At 40.9% G+C, this 15,077-nt stretch carries 17 protein-coding genes; 14 read left to right on the top strand and 3 right to left on the bottom strand.

Annotated elements, in window-relative coordinates; all coding sequences use genetic code 11:
• Positions 1 to 20 precede the first annotated feature (20 nt).
• The 14 genes from GM920_RS04240 (at position 21) to GM920_RS04175 (ending at position 11,785) form a co-directional block, all read left to right on the top strand.
• Positions 21 to 722 (top strand): response regulator transcription factor, encoded by a 702-nt coding sequence (locus GM920_RS04240; RefSeq protein WP_182953720.1) that lies wholly within the window; start codon positions 21 to 23, stop codon positions 720 to 722.
• Positions 712 to 2,094, top strand: a complete 1,383-nt coding sequence (locus GM920_RS04235; RefSeq protein ID WP_182953718.1) for a sensor histidine kinase — start codon at positions 712 to 714, stop codon at positions 2,092 to 2,094. The genes GM920_RS04240 and GM920_RS04235 overlap by 11 nt, the downstream gene beginning before the upstream one ends.
• A gap of 93 nt (positions 2,095 to 2,187) precedes the next feature.
• Complete coding sequence (locus GM920_RS04230; RefSeq protein WP_182953715.1) at positions 2,188 to 3,384, top strand: porin; 1,197 nt, start codon at positions 2,188 to 2,190, stop codon at positions 3,382 to 3,384.
• A gap of 52 nt (positions 3,385 to 3,436) precedes the next feature.
• Entirely contained in the window at positions 3,437 to 3,739 is a 303-nt protein-coding gene (ureA, locus tag GM920_RS04225; protein WP_182953713.1) for an urease subunit gamma, read from the top strand.
• Positions 3,740 to 3,757: 18 nt separating this feature from the next.
• Entirely contained in the window at positions 3,758 to 4,135 is a 378-nt protein-coding gene (gene ureB / locus GM920_RS04220) for an urease subunit beta (protein WP_182953711.1), read from the top strand.
• 6 nt (positions 4,136 to 4,141) lie between these two features.
• The gene (gene ureC, locus GM920_RS04215) at positions 4,142 to 5,992 is read left to right on the top strand and encodes an urease subunit alpha (RefSeq protein ID WP_182953709.1); all 1,851 of its coding nucleotides are present in this window, start codon (positions 4,142 to 4,144) and stop codon (positions 5,990 to 5,992) included.
• A 1-nt stretch (position 5,993) separates the two neighbouring features.
• On the top strand, positions 5,994 to 6,485 hold the full coding sequence (locus GM920_RS04210) for an urease accessory protein UreE (protein WP_182953706.1): 492 nt from the start codon (positions 5,994 to 5,996) through the stop codon (positions 6,483 to 6,485).
• Position 6,486: 1 nt separating this feature from the next.
• Positions 6,487 to 7,173: an urease accessory protein UreF gene (locus tag GM920_RS04205; protein ID WP_182953704.1), complete on the top strand. Its 687-nt coding sequence runs from the start codon at positions 6,487 to 6,489 to the stop codon at positions 7,171 to 7,173.
• A gap of 3 nt (positions 7,174 to 7,176) precedes the next feature.
• Positions 7,177 to 7,791 (top strand): urease accessory protein UreG, encoded by a 615-nt coding sequence (ureG, locus tag GM920_RS04200; protein WP_182953702.1) that lies wholly within the window; start codon positions 7,177 to 7,179, stop codon positions 7,789 to 7,791.
• 11 nt (positions 7,792 to 7,802) lie between these two features.
• Positions 7,803 to 8,615, top strand: a complete 813-nt coding sequence (locus GM920_RS04195; protein WP_182953700.1) for an urease accessory protein UreD — start codon at positions 7,803 to 7,805, stop codon at positions 8,613 to 8,615.
• A 5-nt stretch (positions 8,616 to 8,620) separates the two neighbouring features.
• Positions 8,621 to 8,962: a hydrogenase maturation nickel metallochaperone HypA/HybF gene (locus GM920_RS04190; RefSeq protein ID WP_182953698.1), complete on the top strand. Its 342-nt coding sequence runs from the start codon at positions 8,621 to 8,623 to the stop codon at positions 8,960 to 8,962.
• 15 nt (positions 8,963 to 8,977) lie between these two features.
• Complete coding sequence (gene hypB / locus GM920_RS04185) at positions 8,978 to 9,685, top strand: hydrogenase nickel incorporation protein HypB (RefSeq protein WP_182953696.1); 708 nt, start codon at positions 8,978 to 8,980, stop codon at positions 9,683 to 9,685.
• Positions 9,675 to 10,163, top strand: coding sequence for an urease accessory protein UreE (locus GM920_RS04180; RefSeq protein WP_182953693.1), 489 nt, complete (start codon positions 9,675 to 9,677; stop codon positions 10,161 to 10,163). The genes hypB and GM920_RS04180 overlap by 11 nt, the downstream gene beginning before the upstream one ends.
• A gap of 101 nt (positions 10,164 to 10,264) precedes the next feature.
• Positions 10,265 to 11,785: a serine hydrolase domain-containing protein gene (locus GM920_RS04175; protein WP_182953691.1), complete on the top strand. Its 1,521-nt coding sequence runs from the start codon at positions 10,265 to 10,267 to the stop codon at positions 11,783 to 11,785.
• Positions 11,786 to 11,822: 37 nt separating this feature from the next.
• On the opposite strand, the gene GM920_RS04170 is transcribed toward GM920_RS04175, so the two are convergent.
• The 3 genes from GM920_RS04170 to GM920_RS04160 all read right to left on the bottom strand — a co-directional run bounded on the left by GM920_RS04170 (position 11,823) and on the right by GM920_RS04160 (position 14,933).
• Positions 11,823 to 12,593, bottom strand: coding sequence for an ABC transporter ATP-binding protein (locus GM920_RS04170; protein ID WP_182953688.1), 771 nt, complete (start codon positions 12,591 to 12,593; stop codon positions 11,823 to 11,825).
• Complete coding sequence (locus GM920_RS04165; RefSeq protein WP_202986030.1) at positions 12,590 to 13,612, bottom strand: FecCD family ABC transporter permease; 1,023 nt, start codon at positions 13,610 to 13,612, stop codon at positions 12,590 to 12,592. Before GM920_RS04165 ends, GM920_RS04170 begins: the two co-directional genes overlap by 4 nt.
• A 187-nt stretch (positions 13,613 to 13,799) precedes the next feature.
• Positions 13,800 to 14,933 (bottom strand): hypothetical protein, encoded by a 1,134-nt coding sequence (locus tag GM920_RS04160; protein ID WP_182953686.1) that lies wholly within the window; start codon positions 14,931 to 14,933, stop codon positions 13,800 to 13,802.
• Between the last annotated feature and the right edge of the window lie 144 nt (positions 14,934 to 15,077).

The following is a 15,077-nucleotide window of genomic DNA, read 5'->3' as shown; positions in this document are numbered from 1 at the left end:
AGCTAAAATAAGGGGTTTATATGAAGGTACTTTTAATAGAGGATGAAATAGCAGTGGTTTCTTTGATAAAAAGAGGCCTGATGGACGATAATAGTGAGTTGGATATCAGCGTGGCTATGGATGGGCTTACCGGACTAAAAATGGCTGGAATGAATCAGTTTGACCTGATTATTCTGGATGTCATGCTACCTGGAATGGATGGTTTGGAGGTTTGTAGAAACATCAGATTAACAGATCCTGATGTACCCATTATTATCCTTTCTGCCTTGAATCAAACGGAAGATATTGTGGCGGCCTTTAATCAGGATGCCGATGAGTACATGACCAAGCCCTTTAAAATTGATGAATTGAAGGCTCGCGTGTACCGAAAATCCCGTAAAACAGGAACCCTGCGTGCCACACCGGCAAACATCCTTTCTATCGCAGACCTGGTGCTGGACAAAGACAGTAAGACCGTAACCCGGGCGGGGAAAGTGATCGTGCTGACCGCTACAGAGTATAGATTACTCGAATATCTGATGCAGAATATGAATCGAATCATTACCCGTGTTGATATTCTGGAAGAAGTATGGGGAATGGATTTCAACCTCAGTACCAATGTAGTGGATGTGTACCTGAACTACCTGAGGAAAAAAATAGATAAGAACTTTAGTCCGAAATTAATTCATACGGTGATTGGTATGGGCTATGTATTGAGAGTACAGGATAATTATGAGAATTAAAACTAAAATCATCCTGCTATGCTCCGCCATAGGGAGTTTAATCCTGTTGTCTTTTGCCGTATATGTTTCTTATTTCACGGCGAAAACCCTGGAAAGTAAATTCTATATCAGGTTAGAAGAAAATGCCCGAATGTTGGGGACTCATGTTTTTAATTCTAAAAGTTACAAAGACAAAGGGTATTATGAATTGAGCAATCAGTTTATCAATCAGTTCTCTTTTGGTAGAAATTTCCTGGTACGTGTTTCAAAACATGAGAAACAACCCCGTTATGAGCCGCTTTTACCGATGGACAATTCTTTTTTTGAAGAAGCAATTCAAAAGGGGAAGTCTGAGTTGATGATCAATGATACCGCTTATGTGGCGCTGTTTTTTGAAGATAAGGACCATGATAAGAACTTGGTGGTGGTCTCTTCAGCAGTCGACGAATTTGGAGAGGCAGAGCATGCTGATCTTAACCGTGCACTCATTTCCGGCGTAATTATATTTTTATGCCTCATCATTCTCCTTTCCTTTTATTTTGCGGAGAAACTCTTGAATCCGATCGCGTCGATCAATAAACGAATCGGTTTGATCAACATCAGTAACCTTAACCTCCGGCTACCGACCAAGAAAACAAAGGAAAAAGACGAAATTGAAGTGTTGATTTCTAACATCAACGATATGTTGAGCCGATTGGAAATTGCCGTAAAATCTCAGCGTAGTTTTATCAGCAATGCTTCCCATTCCTTAAGGACACCGATGACGATCATCAGTGGGGAATCAGAACTGGCCTTGAACAGCCTGGATCCTAAACATCCTGCACATTATTCCCTGGAGATGGTCAGCAGAGAGGTGGATCGAATGAACTTAATTGTGAATAATCTGCTCTTGCTTTCGAGAACCGGTTATGATGGAAAAGTGCAGAACATGAGCCATGTCAGGATTGATGAATTGCTTTATAAAGTGAAAGAATCTGAAGGCTACCTGAACGATAACCATCGGATATTCCTGGATTTCTCTAATATTCCGGAAGATAGTAACCTGTTGAGCGTTTACGTGAACGAGGATCTGTTCTTTATCGGGCTTTCTAATATCATTTCCAATGCCTGTAAATATGGCAACGACAAGGAAGTGAAAGTTAGTATTGAAGTAGAGCATTCTAAAATTGTGATCCGGGTAATGGACCAGGGGATCGGTATTCCTGACCAGGACAAACCGCACATCTTTGAATCTTTTTTCAGGGCTTCAAATGTGGGCAGTATTTATGGAAATGGACTGGGTCTGGTACTCGCGAAGAATATCTTTGAACTTCATGACGCTACCCTGACTATTGATTCTAAGGAGGGTAAAGGCACAATAGTGACCATAACCTGTCCAATCGCCGATTTCTAATCTCACACTTATTTCCTCCTAATTATGCGTTAATCCTCGGTTTAACGCATTTTTAGGTCTGTATCCTATACTTGTATCCATAAGTCTAGCGATATGAAAATAAGAACCAGTGTAGGTGTAGTTTTATGTGCAGTTTGTCCGGCAATTACCTGGGCACAAACGCCAGTTGACAGTGTAAAACAATCCAGTAAAATCATCCAGCCTACTAAAACAGTAGCTAAGGATTCCTCGATATTTAACCTCAATGTACTAGGTCGTACTTCATTGAACATCGGTCAGCATAAAGACCGTCATTTGAATGCCGGTTTCCGATTGGATGAAACCAGGTTATTGCTGACTGGGAATGTTCATCCCGACCTATCTTATAAAGTTCGTTTCCGTCTCAACAGAGCATTTGCGACGACCACGCAGGACAATGGGTCCAGAGCGCTTGATTTTGCCCAGGTCAACTATAGATTTGGAAAGCAGAAGGAATGGGAGGTGATCCTGGGTAAACAAGCTGCTGCGGTAGGGAGTTATGAGTTTGTCAACAATCCCGTTTATGAATATATTTTCACCGATTATGTAGATCGTATTCTAAATCTATTCGTAGTAGGAGCTACCTTTTCCTACAAAGTAAACCCGAATCATAACTTTCAATTACAAGTCTATAACACTTCCACGGAGACTTTAGATCAACTGATCAAAACCGCTGGATATGCTGCCGGCGATTTCAAACAATCAGAACGTCCAATGGGTGCTTATTTAACCTGGGAAGGTAATTTCCTGGATAAAGCATTCCATACCAAATGGTCTTACAACTACAATCAGCTGATCGCTGGTGCAGACAATCATTCAGTTTCCCTGGCCAATATGTATAAGGTAGGGCGTACAAAAATTTACTTAGACCTTCAGTATTCTGATTATGGTGTAGACCATACCATGTTGGCATCCAATCCAATTCATTCCTTTTACGGAAGTGTTGGTGCAGATAGGGTTATGCGTAAAGATGTGGTTTATAAATCTGCCGTACTGCGTTTTGACCAACAGTTTAGCCATCATTGGGGCATCTCCTTAAAGGGGGCTTATGAAACGGCTTCTGCTGCGAAGGACAAGCAGATCGGTCAGGATTTTAGAAGAAACTGGACGGGCTATGCGGCATTGGAATTTAAGCCATTGGTAAATCAAGACTGGAAACTTTTCGGAGGATACATTGACAATAAAATCAGTTATACAAACCGGATCGGTTTACCTACCGAAAAGAACAATCGCTTTATCCTGGGTACCTATTTTAACCTAAAAGCGATTTAAGAAAAGCAAATTGAGAATCCTACAGATAATAAATTTAATACTATAAAATTTTATGCGTTTAACACCCAGAGAAACCGAAAAATTGATGCTGCATCTTGCAGGTGAGCTTGCGAGCAAGCGCCTCAAAAGAGGCGTGAAGCTGAACTATCCAGAGTGCATCGCTTACATCAGTGCAGAAATCATGGAGAAAGCAAGAGATGGAAGAACGGTTGCCGCATTAATGGATTACGGAACCAAGCTGTTGAGTAGAAAACAGGTGATGGAAGGCGTTCCTGAAATGATCCATGATGTGCAGATTGAAGTCACATTCCCGGATGGAACAAAGCTGGTTACCATTCACAATCCTATCCGTTAATCTTTAAAATCATAAGAAATGATACCAGGAGAATACATTATTAGAAAAGAAGACATCCAGGCCAATGTAGGTTATGAAACTATGCATTTGTCAGTGACCAATACCGGAGACAGGCCGATACAGGTAGGTTCCCATTATCATTTTTTTGAGGTGAATCGTCATTTGCAATTCGATAGAGAACGTGCATTTGGAAAACGACTGAACATTCCGGCAAGTACCGCAATCCGCTTTGAGCCAGGAGAAAGCAAAGACATCATCTTGGTGGAGATTGGTGGCAACAAAGAAATTCACGGATTTAACGGCCTTACCAGTGGTAAGTATACCGATGAAAAAGTGAAAGTAGCGGCGATCGAAAAAATGAATGCAGAAAAGTATAAAACCGTAAAATTAAGATAGAATATTATGGCAGAATGGAATAGAAGAGAATGGATTAAGGTAGTCGGGATGACTGCAATGGGCAGTGTAGTTGGTTTAAGGTCATTAGGACTAGACAAACTTGGCCTGGAAGCAGGATCCGTTAAATATATAGATGGAGACCTTTACATTCCAAGAGCAAAATACGTGGCGCTTTTTGGCCCTACTACAGGTGATAAAGTAAGGTTGGCCGATACGGAATTGTTCATTGAGATCGAAAAAGATTTCGCGGTATATGGTGAAGAAAACAAATTCGGTGGTGGTAAAACCATCCGTGATGGTATGGGCCAGTCGGCTCGTGCATTAGAAGACGAAGGTGTACTGGATTTCTGTATCACGAACGTCATGGTGATCGACCATTGGGGTATTGTAAAAGGTGATGTTGGGATTAAAGATGGTAAAATTGTTGGGGTAGGTAAAGCGGGTAACCCTGACGTACAGGACGGTGTAACTCCAAATATGATCATCGGTGCTGCTACAGAAGTACACAGTGGTGTTGGAATGATCCTTACAGCAGGTGGTATTGATACCCACATTCACTTTATCAGTCCGACGCAAATAGAAACGGCACTTTATAGTGGGGTAACTACTTTCATCGGTGGTGGTACCGGACCAGCAGATGGTACACATGCCACTACAGTAACTTCTGGTAAATGGTATATCGAAAAAATGCTACAGGCATTTGAGACTTTACCAATTAACGTAGGGTTATTTGGTAAAGGAAACGTGTCTACGATGGCACCGATTGAAGAGATGGTAGAAGCTGGGGCTCTTGGTGTTAAAATTCATGAAGACTGGGGTGCAAATCCGGTAACGATTGATATGGCACTAAGGGTTGCAGATAAATATGATGTTCAAGTAGCGATTCACTCGGATACACTTAATGAGGCTGGTTTCCTGGAAGATACGGTTCGTGCAATTGACGGTCGTGTGATCCATACTTTCCACACGGAAGGTGCTGGTGGTGGTCACGCCCCGGACATTATGAAGATCGCGATGTATCCTAATATTTTGCCTGCATCCACCAATCCAACCAAGCCTTACACCGTGAATACGGCAGAAGAGCATTTGGATATGTTGATGGTATGCCATCACTTAGACAAGAACGTAAAAGAAGATGTGGCTTTCGCAGATTCAAGAATTCGTCCTCAGACAATCGCTGCGGAAGATATTCTTCAGGATATGGGGGTATTCAGCATCATGAGTTCTGATAGCCAGGCGATGGGTAGAGTTGGTGAAGTGATTTCCCGTACTTTCCAGACTGCGCACAAGATGAGAATCCAAAGAGGACCATTAAAAGAAGATGAAGGAAAAGGTAATGATAACTTCAGGGTGAAACGTTACATCTCTAAATATACGATCAACCCGGCTAAAGCGCATGGAATTGACAGTTATGTGGGTTCTATTGAACCGGGTAAAATCGCCGATTTGATTTTATGGAAAGCAGAGATGTTTGGTGTAAAACCAGAACTGATCATCAAGGCAGGTATGATCCTGGGTGCTAAAATGGGAGATGCGAATGCTTCTATTCCAACACCACAGCCTATTGTTTATAGAATGATGTTCGGTAACCATGGAAAAGCATTGTCTAATATCTGTTTCAACTTTGTTTCTAAAGTTTCTTTAGAGAATGGAAGCATTGCGAAATACGGATTGGCACGTACCAGCTTACCGGTAAAAGGATGTAGAACGGTGATGAAGAAAGACATGGTTCACAACGATGCCATGCCGAATATCACGGTAGATCCGGAAACTTATGATGTACGTGTAGATGGCGTAATTGCTACTTGCGAGCCTTTGGCAGTACTTCCTATGGCACAACGTTATTTCCTTTTCTAGTATGATAAAAGTAGATCGGGTTATTGCTAATCTATATGACGATGCGAAGCGTTACTCCAACTGTAAGATTGATATTTTACAATTGGAGTGGTATGATACCACAAAGAGAATCCTGCGCATGCTAACAGATACTGGCCGCGAAATCGCGATCCATCATCTGGAACAGGAGCAACTGTATCATGGTGATATCATTTACCAGGAGGGTAAAGATATCATCGTGGTACAAATTATCCCTAGCGCCTGTATTGTGTTTCAGCCGGCTACCTTTCGAGATATGGCCATCGTATGTTTTGAAATTGGTAATAAGCATATCCCGGTCTTTATTAATAAAGACAAAGAAGTCATTATCGCATTTGAATCCCCCCTTTATCGGTTCTTAAAAAGGGGTGGGTTCGAACCGCGAAAAGAGATTCGAATCATAGAAAGAACCTCCACTTTGATGATCCACAAATGGAGCAGCTCGGGGCAGGTAATTTCTTTAGCAAGCAAGTAAGATGAATGCATTACTGACACTATTACAGATTAATGATTCTGCATTTCCGATCGGCAGCTTTACCCAGTCCTATGGATTGGAAACGTATGTGAGCAAGGGAATTGTGAACAATAGCAAAGCCGTGAAAGTATATGCGGAAACCATGCTGCAACACAACTTCTATTATAATGATGCTGCATTTTTTATGCTGGCCTGGAAGATGTGTGATGGCCATGCGACGAAGGCGAAAGTCCAGGAACTCGATGAGCTGATCAGCGCCTATAAAGCGCCATTTGAAATCAGAGATGCCAGCAAGAAACTGGGGATCCGATTTTTAAAAGTAACCGAGAACCTGAAACCGGTAGCGCGTTGTACAAAATACCTTCAGGCGATCAAACAAGGGGAGGTACACGGACATTATGCGATGGCTTTTGCCATGTATGCGCATGCGGCTAAAATACCATTGAAGGATGCTTTGCATGCCTTTTATTACAACACCTTAAACGGGATTGTAACCAATTGTGCGAAGCTGGTACCGATCAGTCAGATGGATGCGCAAAAGATTTTGTACAACCTTCATGATTTGATTGATCAGTTGGTAGCCTCACAGGAGGAAATGCCTGAGGAAATGTTAGGGAGCTGCTGTATTGCACAGGACATCAGATGTATGCAGCATGAAAAATTATATACACGGATTTATATTTCATAAGAAATGGCGAAGAGAAAATATGTAAAAATAGGGGTCGCAGGACCCGTAGGTTCAGGTAAAACCGCATTAATCGAAAGGTTGACCAGAGCAATGTGTGACTCATACAGTATTTGTGTGGTGACGAATGATATTTATACACGTGAAGATGCTGAATTCCTTCAGAAGAATTCTTCACTACCAGCAGAACGTATTGCTGGTGTAGAAACCGGCGGTTGTCCGCATACTGCCATTCGGGAAGATTGTTCCATGAATATTGAAGCAGTAGAGGAACTGGCAGAGAAATTCCCCGATGTGGAGCTGATTTTTGTGGAGAGTGGCGGGGATAACCTAACGGCTACCTTCAGTCCGGATCTGGCCGATGTGACCATTTTCGTGATTGATGTAGCTGAAGGGGAAAAGATCCCTAGAAAAGGTGGTCCTGGAATTACCAGATCAGACTTGCTATTGATCAACAAAATTGACCTTGCGCCATATGTTGGTGCAGATCTTTCAGTGATGCAAAGTGATGCGACACGCATGCGTGGAGAGCGTCCTTTTATTCTGACCAATATGATGACCCTACAGGGTTTAGATGAAGTACAGAATTGGATTAAGAAATATGCCTTGTTAGAAGGATAAACGAAAATATCATGGATAGTGCAATAAAGATAAGTGTATGTGTAGAAGAGGAAAAGACGGTCATGAAGGACAGTTTTTACAATATGCCGTACAAAATAGTGCCTTATGGTTCTCAGCGTGAAAATCAGCATCTGGAGTTAATCATTATGAGTTCTTCTCCAGGAATTATGGATGAGGATCATTTGAAAATTGATATTCAGATCGCTGAAAAGGCCAATCTTCATCTGTACTCCCAGTCTTACAATAAGCTACATCCGATGAAAACCGGTGCTACACAGCAAACGATGGTGAATGTCGGAGCGGATGCTTTTTTTCAGTATATCCCATATCCAATCACGCCTTTTAAAGATTCCATATTCCATACGGTGAATGAGGTGCGTATGGAAAAGGGATCGACATTGCTTTGGGGGGATATCATTTGTGCAGGAAGGGTACAGCGTGAAGAGATTTTTCAATTTGAAAAGCTGCACAGTACCACTAAAATATACAAAGAAGGTAAAATCGTTTACATAGACAATCAGGTCTTGAAACCTAAGGAGCAGCCGATTGATCAAATGCTGTTTCATGAGGGATATACCCATCAGGCGACCTTGATTATCGCTTCAGATTTCGCAGTAGCCTTTAAAAAGGAACTGGATGAAATCTTCAGGGGAGAATATGAGGACATCACTTTTGGATTTACGATGTGTAGCAAGGACATGGTTCTTGTCCGCGCTTTAGGAAACAATGGCGACTTACTTTACAATTTCCTGAAAACAGTGGCCAGTATGTGTACGGATTTTATGGAACATCAAACACCAATAGCGGAACTTATCGAAAGCTAATTATTATGCACGAAATCGCAATAGTAAAGGATATTTTTAAAACGCTGGAGCAAGCGTATCCAGAAACCTATGAAAATATCGCCAAAATAACCATAGAGGCAGGCTTACTCTGTAATGTCCAGCCGATTCTAATTCAAAATGCCTTCGAAGCATTTGTTTTGGAAGAAACGAGGTTCAGGGAAACGGAACTGGAGATTGAACTGCTGCCCATTATCGCCTACTGTAAACAGTGTACTTCTCAATTCGAGGTTCGCTTTCACAAATTTGTATGCGTATGTGGACAGCCTTCAGATCAGATTGTGCAGGGGGAAGAACTTCGAATCAGTCAAGTAATTTTTAAAGATTAACATAACAATATAAACATGACAGCAACACCGAAAAGTAATCAAATGCCGGTAGGGTCGGTACAATGTGACAATACAACTTTGAATTTGTTAAAAGCTAACGATTATGTAGCGAAAGCGGTTCGAGATAAAATTCCCGGGATCTGTGTGATCAATATCTGTTCTTCTCCGGGTTCTGGAAAGACCACATTGATGCAGGAAACGGGTAAGCGCTTAGGCAAGGACCTGAACATTGCCGTGTTGGTAGGAGACCCTGAAACAGAACGTGATGCCATTCGCATGCGCGATGTTGGGATCAATGCCTTACAAATTGTAACCGGTGGTATGTGCCACATTGAAGCACAAATGATTTTACAGGCTTTAGATCATATCGATCTGACGGACTGTGACCTTTTATTTATTGAAAACGTAGGAAACCTGGTGTGCCCAGCTGCTTTTGACCTTGGCGAAGATTACCGGGTAACGGTACTGGCTTCGACTGAAGGCGACGATAAACCTAAAAAATACCCGCGTATGTTCTTAACGAGTGAATTGATGTTGGTTTCTAAAGCAGATTTACTACCATACGTTCCTTTTTCGGTAGAGGCAGCAGCGAAGGATGCGAGAGAAGTGAATCCTAACCTGGATGTCATTTCTATCAGCAGCTTGCAGGATACAGGAATGGAAGAATGGTGTAACTGGTTAAAAGCTAAAGTAGCAGAAAAAAAAGCAAAGTATGCTAAATAATGAAGTCATCAGGATAGACAGATTGCCTGTCGTACAGCCTTTGAATAATCAGGAAGAAGATAGTCTGATCCTGGAATGGTATGAAGTAAACCGTACCATTATCAAAAGAGAGAGTGCGGCAGGCAGGATGATCCACCTGGATAAACCTTCATCAGCAGTACTTAAACAGGGTTTAGTAATTTATCAGGATGAGATCTGTGTGATTCGGATTTTCATCAAACCTTGTACCTGTATGGTGCTGCAGAGCAGTAATATGGAAATGGTAGGCTTGTTTTGCTTTGACGTAGGAAATAGGCATTTGCCGATTTACATGATCGATGACCATAAGATTGCCATTGCTTATGATGGACGGTTGTTTCCTGCGCTTCAGCAAAAGTATGGTGCATCGGTTACTTTGGCCAATTATAGACTAGATCCATCTCAAATTATCAATTGTTATGGGAATATCTATGAACAAAACATCAAAACGAAAAAGTAATTAGATTTAAGGAGCAGGCAAATGGTATACATTTGCCTTTTTTTTAGTTGTAACATTGACTGTGTCTTAAGCTCTAAATTTAAACCAGCAAACCAGTTGTTATGACCAGACACCAATCTAAATATCAGGGCCGTTTCCTGAGTACATTGTTCCTTTTTTCCTTTTTTGGCATCACAGCTGTTCATGCGCAGGAACAAAAAATAAACGCTTTTGTAAGTACATTGCATGAACAAAAGCTATTTAATGGAAGTCTGATGATCGCGGAAAAAGACAGGGTTTTGTTTCAGGGCCAGACTGGGCAGTCTAATGCCGGAACCCAGGAAGAAATCTCCTCCAGATCACAATTCCCGATTGCTTCTGTCACCAAAACTTTCACCGCAACTGCAATATTACAACTCAAAGCAAAAGGCCTTCTGGATCTGGACCAACCAGTCAAAAAGTACCTGCCTGAATTTCCATATGGAAATGTGACCATACGCCATCTGTTAAGCAATACCTCTGGTCTTAGTCAATATTACAGCCTGTTTGACCAGGAAATTGAGGCAGATGGAAATAGGGTGATTACTAATCAAGACATCATTCCTGTTTTAAAACAGAAAAACATCCCACCCAGTTTTACGCCTGGAGATCGGTGGGAGTATAATAATGTTAACTTCTGTTTGGCTGCATTAATTGTAGAGAAAGTTAGTGGAAAGACTTTTCATAACTACATGAATACATTCGTTTTCCGTCCGTCAGGAATGAAAGACACTTTTGTGCCAGTAGATAGAAGGGTTAAGTCCAAATCACAGGTGCAGCTTTATGGCTATCCTAATCTATATTCTACTGCTCTAAAAAATGTGGACAGTCTTCCTTTGCCATTTAAAATAGAGGGGCATAGTAATTTTTATGGAAATGGCGGGATTGTGAGTACTGCAGCGGACCTGATTAAGTTTAACCTTGCCCTGCAAAGTGGTAAATTGCTACCAAAAAAAGAACTGGCAGAGGCCTTTAATCCAACGATACTCAACAATGGAAAAACGGTTAGTTATAAACTGGATGAGAAAGAAGTGAGTTATGGCCTGGGTTGGGAAATGTATACGGATACTACCCATGGTAAAGTGGTTTTTCATGACGGTTCCTTATCGGGCTTAACCAGTATTCTGATCTATAATTTGTCTACAAAACAGGCTATTGTGATGTTGGACAACACTGGAAGTAATGCTGTTTTTGCCAGTGTTAATGCCCTGATGGAATTACTTGGAAATCGGGCATATGTGATTCCTGGAAAGAATCTCCCACGCGAGTACGCCAATGCAGTTGTTAAGGGGGATATCCATAAAGGGAATGATTTCATTCGTAATTATGAGTCGAATCCGAGCAGTTTTCGCAGTTCTGAAAGAGATTTTATCCGTGTAGGATATGATTTGTTGCGCAATAACCTGATCAAGGAATCCTTAACCGTTTTTGACACGGCTTCAAAACTATATCCTGAGAGCTGGAATGTTTATGACAGTTTTGGGGAAGCGCTATTGAAGGCAGGGGATAAACCCAAAGCTCAGGAAATGTATCAGAAATCTATAAAATTAAACCCTGAAAATAAGAACGCAGTTGAAATTCTGCAGAAATTACAAAAGATTTAAATAATTATTCGCGAGGAACAGGATATATCGTGACCTGTTAAAATTGCGGGATAATAATCGTTTTGTCTTTCACTTGAACTTGCATCAATGGCATTTCATAAAGTGCTTCATAGATATTCGCAAAAGGATCTTCTGCTATCAATAAGCTACTGTCATAGGCCTTTTGGTCTTTGATAAAATAGGTATGGTCGGCATAGATGCTGGCCATGTTGGGATCGTGCATGATACAGATCACGGTGTGACCACTGCGGGAATACAGTTTTAGCTTATCTAAAACTAAGACCTGGAAATGGAGGTCCAAATGATTGGTTGGTTCATCCAGGACAAGGATATCCGGGCCCTGAGCCATTACGCGACTGATGAGAACCAATTGCCTTTCTCCACCTGAAAGATCGGTATAGGATTTATCTTTCAAATGCGAAATCCCCATGTTTAACAAGGTCTGCTCCACGATTTCATGATCGCGACCTGAAGGGCCAAATCTGTAAAAGGCCGCCCTTCCAGTGAGAATGACATCATATACTGAAAATGGAAAGACACTCTGGTGAAACTGTGGAAGGAATCCAATGGTTTTAGCCAAACTCTTCTGCGGTATACTGGAACGTTCTTTTCCCAAGAGCTCAACTACTCCTGAAGAATAAGGATACTTACCAGTAATCAGGTTGAATAGCGTAGATTTTCCACTTCCATTTCTCCCAAGGATGACGCTAAACTGGTTGGCTGCCAGGGAAAGGGAAACATTGTCAAGTATCGTTTTCCCTGGTATGGAATAGGACAGATTTTCTATTTTAATTGCAGCTAAACTCATGACCAGTTGATTTTTCGTTTCTTGATGAGGAATATAAAAAAGGGCGCACCGATGATCATCGTAAAGATTCCAATCGGAATTTCGTAGGGGAATACTGTTCTACAGAAGTTGTCGATGATCAAAAGAAAAGTGCCTCCAAAGAAGATGTTTGCGGGGGTGGTTTTGGTATTACTAGCACCAACAAGCATCCGCGTAATGTGTGGCACAAAAAGTCCGTATAGGCTGATAATCCCTGCGCTCGCCACTGCAACCGCGGTCACGATTGTGGCCAATAAAACCGCAATGATTTTAATATAGGTCGGATTGACCCCAACCGCCCTTGCTTCATCATCTCCCAGAGATAATAGATTGAGCTTCCAGCGGATGAAGTATAATCCAAGCAGTCCGAGGGAAATCGGAATCCAGCTTTGCTGGACTTTATGCCAGGAACTCAGGTGCAAACTTCCCATAGTCCATTGGATGATTGCTTGTAATTTGAAGGGATCACTCAGGTATTGCACTAAGGCCAGACTCGCGGAAAATAAGCCGGATACAATCATCCCCGCCAGGATAATGGTGATTGAGGAAGAGTTTTTAGTGTATCCGAATACATAAGTCAGGGAAACCGCTGCCGCCCCGAAAACAAATGCAGAGATATGAATGGACAATAAGGGGACTAAGATGGCTAAGGAAGCCCCAAATGCTGCGCCTGAGGAGATCCCCAGGATATATGGATCTACCAAGGGGTTTCTAAAGATGGCTTGCAGTACACCGCCTGCTGTGGCCAATGCCGCGCCGACAAGAAAGGTCATCAATGCCCTGGGTAACCGGATGTTGAAAATGACATTTTCAACAAGTACCGGGCTTGGATGACTGCTATCTACCAGGCTCCTGATCCAATCCCAAAAAGCAGCTAAGCCAATGTTGTCTGAAGAACCAATCAGTAAGGAAATGATAATTACAGGAATGGGCAGCCCATAAATGATGGTATTGATGAGTAGACTACGCATTGTTGTAATACTGAAATATGGTGTTTTCATATTACAATTATATAATTAGTATATGTGAGGAGGATAAGGAGAAGATTAGAATAGCTTTAGAATCCGCTTTACTTAGTTCTGGTTGAGTGTTTTATGGTGTTTTTTTTGGGTGTTAATAATAAATGACAAAAAAAACCGACTATTATATTATAATAGTCGGCCTGTTATGTAGATCAATTGAATTGATTTATTCGCCGAAGTTTTTCATTTTTGTCAGGTTCGGAATGAAGATTAAATAATCATTACCTTTTATAAATCTGTCCAGCCCTAAATCATCTATTTTAAGTTGCTTTTTATAAATAGCTTGATGTAAAGGCCTTAAATCATAAGCATACCATTGGTCATCTTTTACAACTGTTAAGAAAGATTTAAACTGCACTAAATCTTCTAGTTTCCCCCCTTCATCTTTTCCAATAATCATTAGGTGTAATGATTTCCTGTAATTTGCCTCTTCAAGATTAGAAACAAAGTTACCGATATCATACACTTGGCTTATGCTCTCACCTTTAGGGGTATGGAGCGAGCCAAATTTAAAAAGATTCTTTTTATTTCCCCATTCAGGTAGTTTTTGAAGCATCAGGTGTTTCAATAATTGAACCCTTAAAACGTGTTTCCTATTTAAATATAATTCCCTACTTGCTTTTAGTGCTTCCACTTGCTCTTTCTCATTAGCGGATAAATTTAGGGCAGTCAATGCGTTAAGTTTGGCTAAAAAATCTTCTGTAAGTAAATAGAATTGTGTGTCGTTTTTCCGATCAAAAGCTTTGGAATCACCAATCATTTGCTTGTAAATTTCTTTTGCTTTAGCATTTTTCGAATGTTTACTCAATTCTGAGAGGATGACCTGATCCGAAAATAGGCTGATTTGCTCAATCCCGTAAGGTTTTATATGGTGCTTGAGGGTGTTTTTGAAAAAATCAAATTCTACTTCCTGACTTAAAAATGAAAAACTCTCATTTTGACCATAATCTGTTATGAATTTGTTGAGTTGCTCAGGTGATAATGTGTTGATTTTTTCTTCTAATATCTTTACGAGATAGGGATCTACTTCCAGGAAATAATTGTCAAACTTAATGCTGTTGATGGTTGCGTTCATAAAGTAAGGAACTTCATTTCGAAAATGTAGTTCACCCACTACAACAGAGTTGCTATTGGTCATTTCCTCCTGTAAGGCAGTCCAGCCTTTACCTGTGAAAGAATTTTTGTCGTTTTTTTGAAAGGTAGTATAGTTTTTTTGGATTAAACTATCCATCAGCGTGCTTTGTGCGTAACTGTAATTGGCAATAAATAGGGTTAGAAAAAGTAGTTTGGTTTTCTTCATTTCTTTTTTTTTAGAAAGGTATAATTTATTTGTAGAATAAATTACATTTTTCAATATGCTTGTTGTTTAATGTATTATTAATGAGGCTGTTTTTCGGGAAGTTATCACTAATAAATAGCTAAAAAAAAGCCGGCTATTATACAT

Source organism: Pedobacter gandavensis, assembly GCF_014172405.1.
Lineage (GTDB): Bacteria > Bacteroidota > Bacteroidia > Sphingobacteriales > Sphingobacteriaceae > Pedobacter > Pedobacter gandavensis.
The sequence above is the reverse complement of the archived record's forward strand: the minus strand, read 5'-3'. Positions and strand labels throughout refer to the sequence as shown.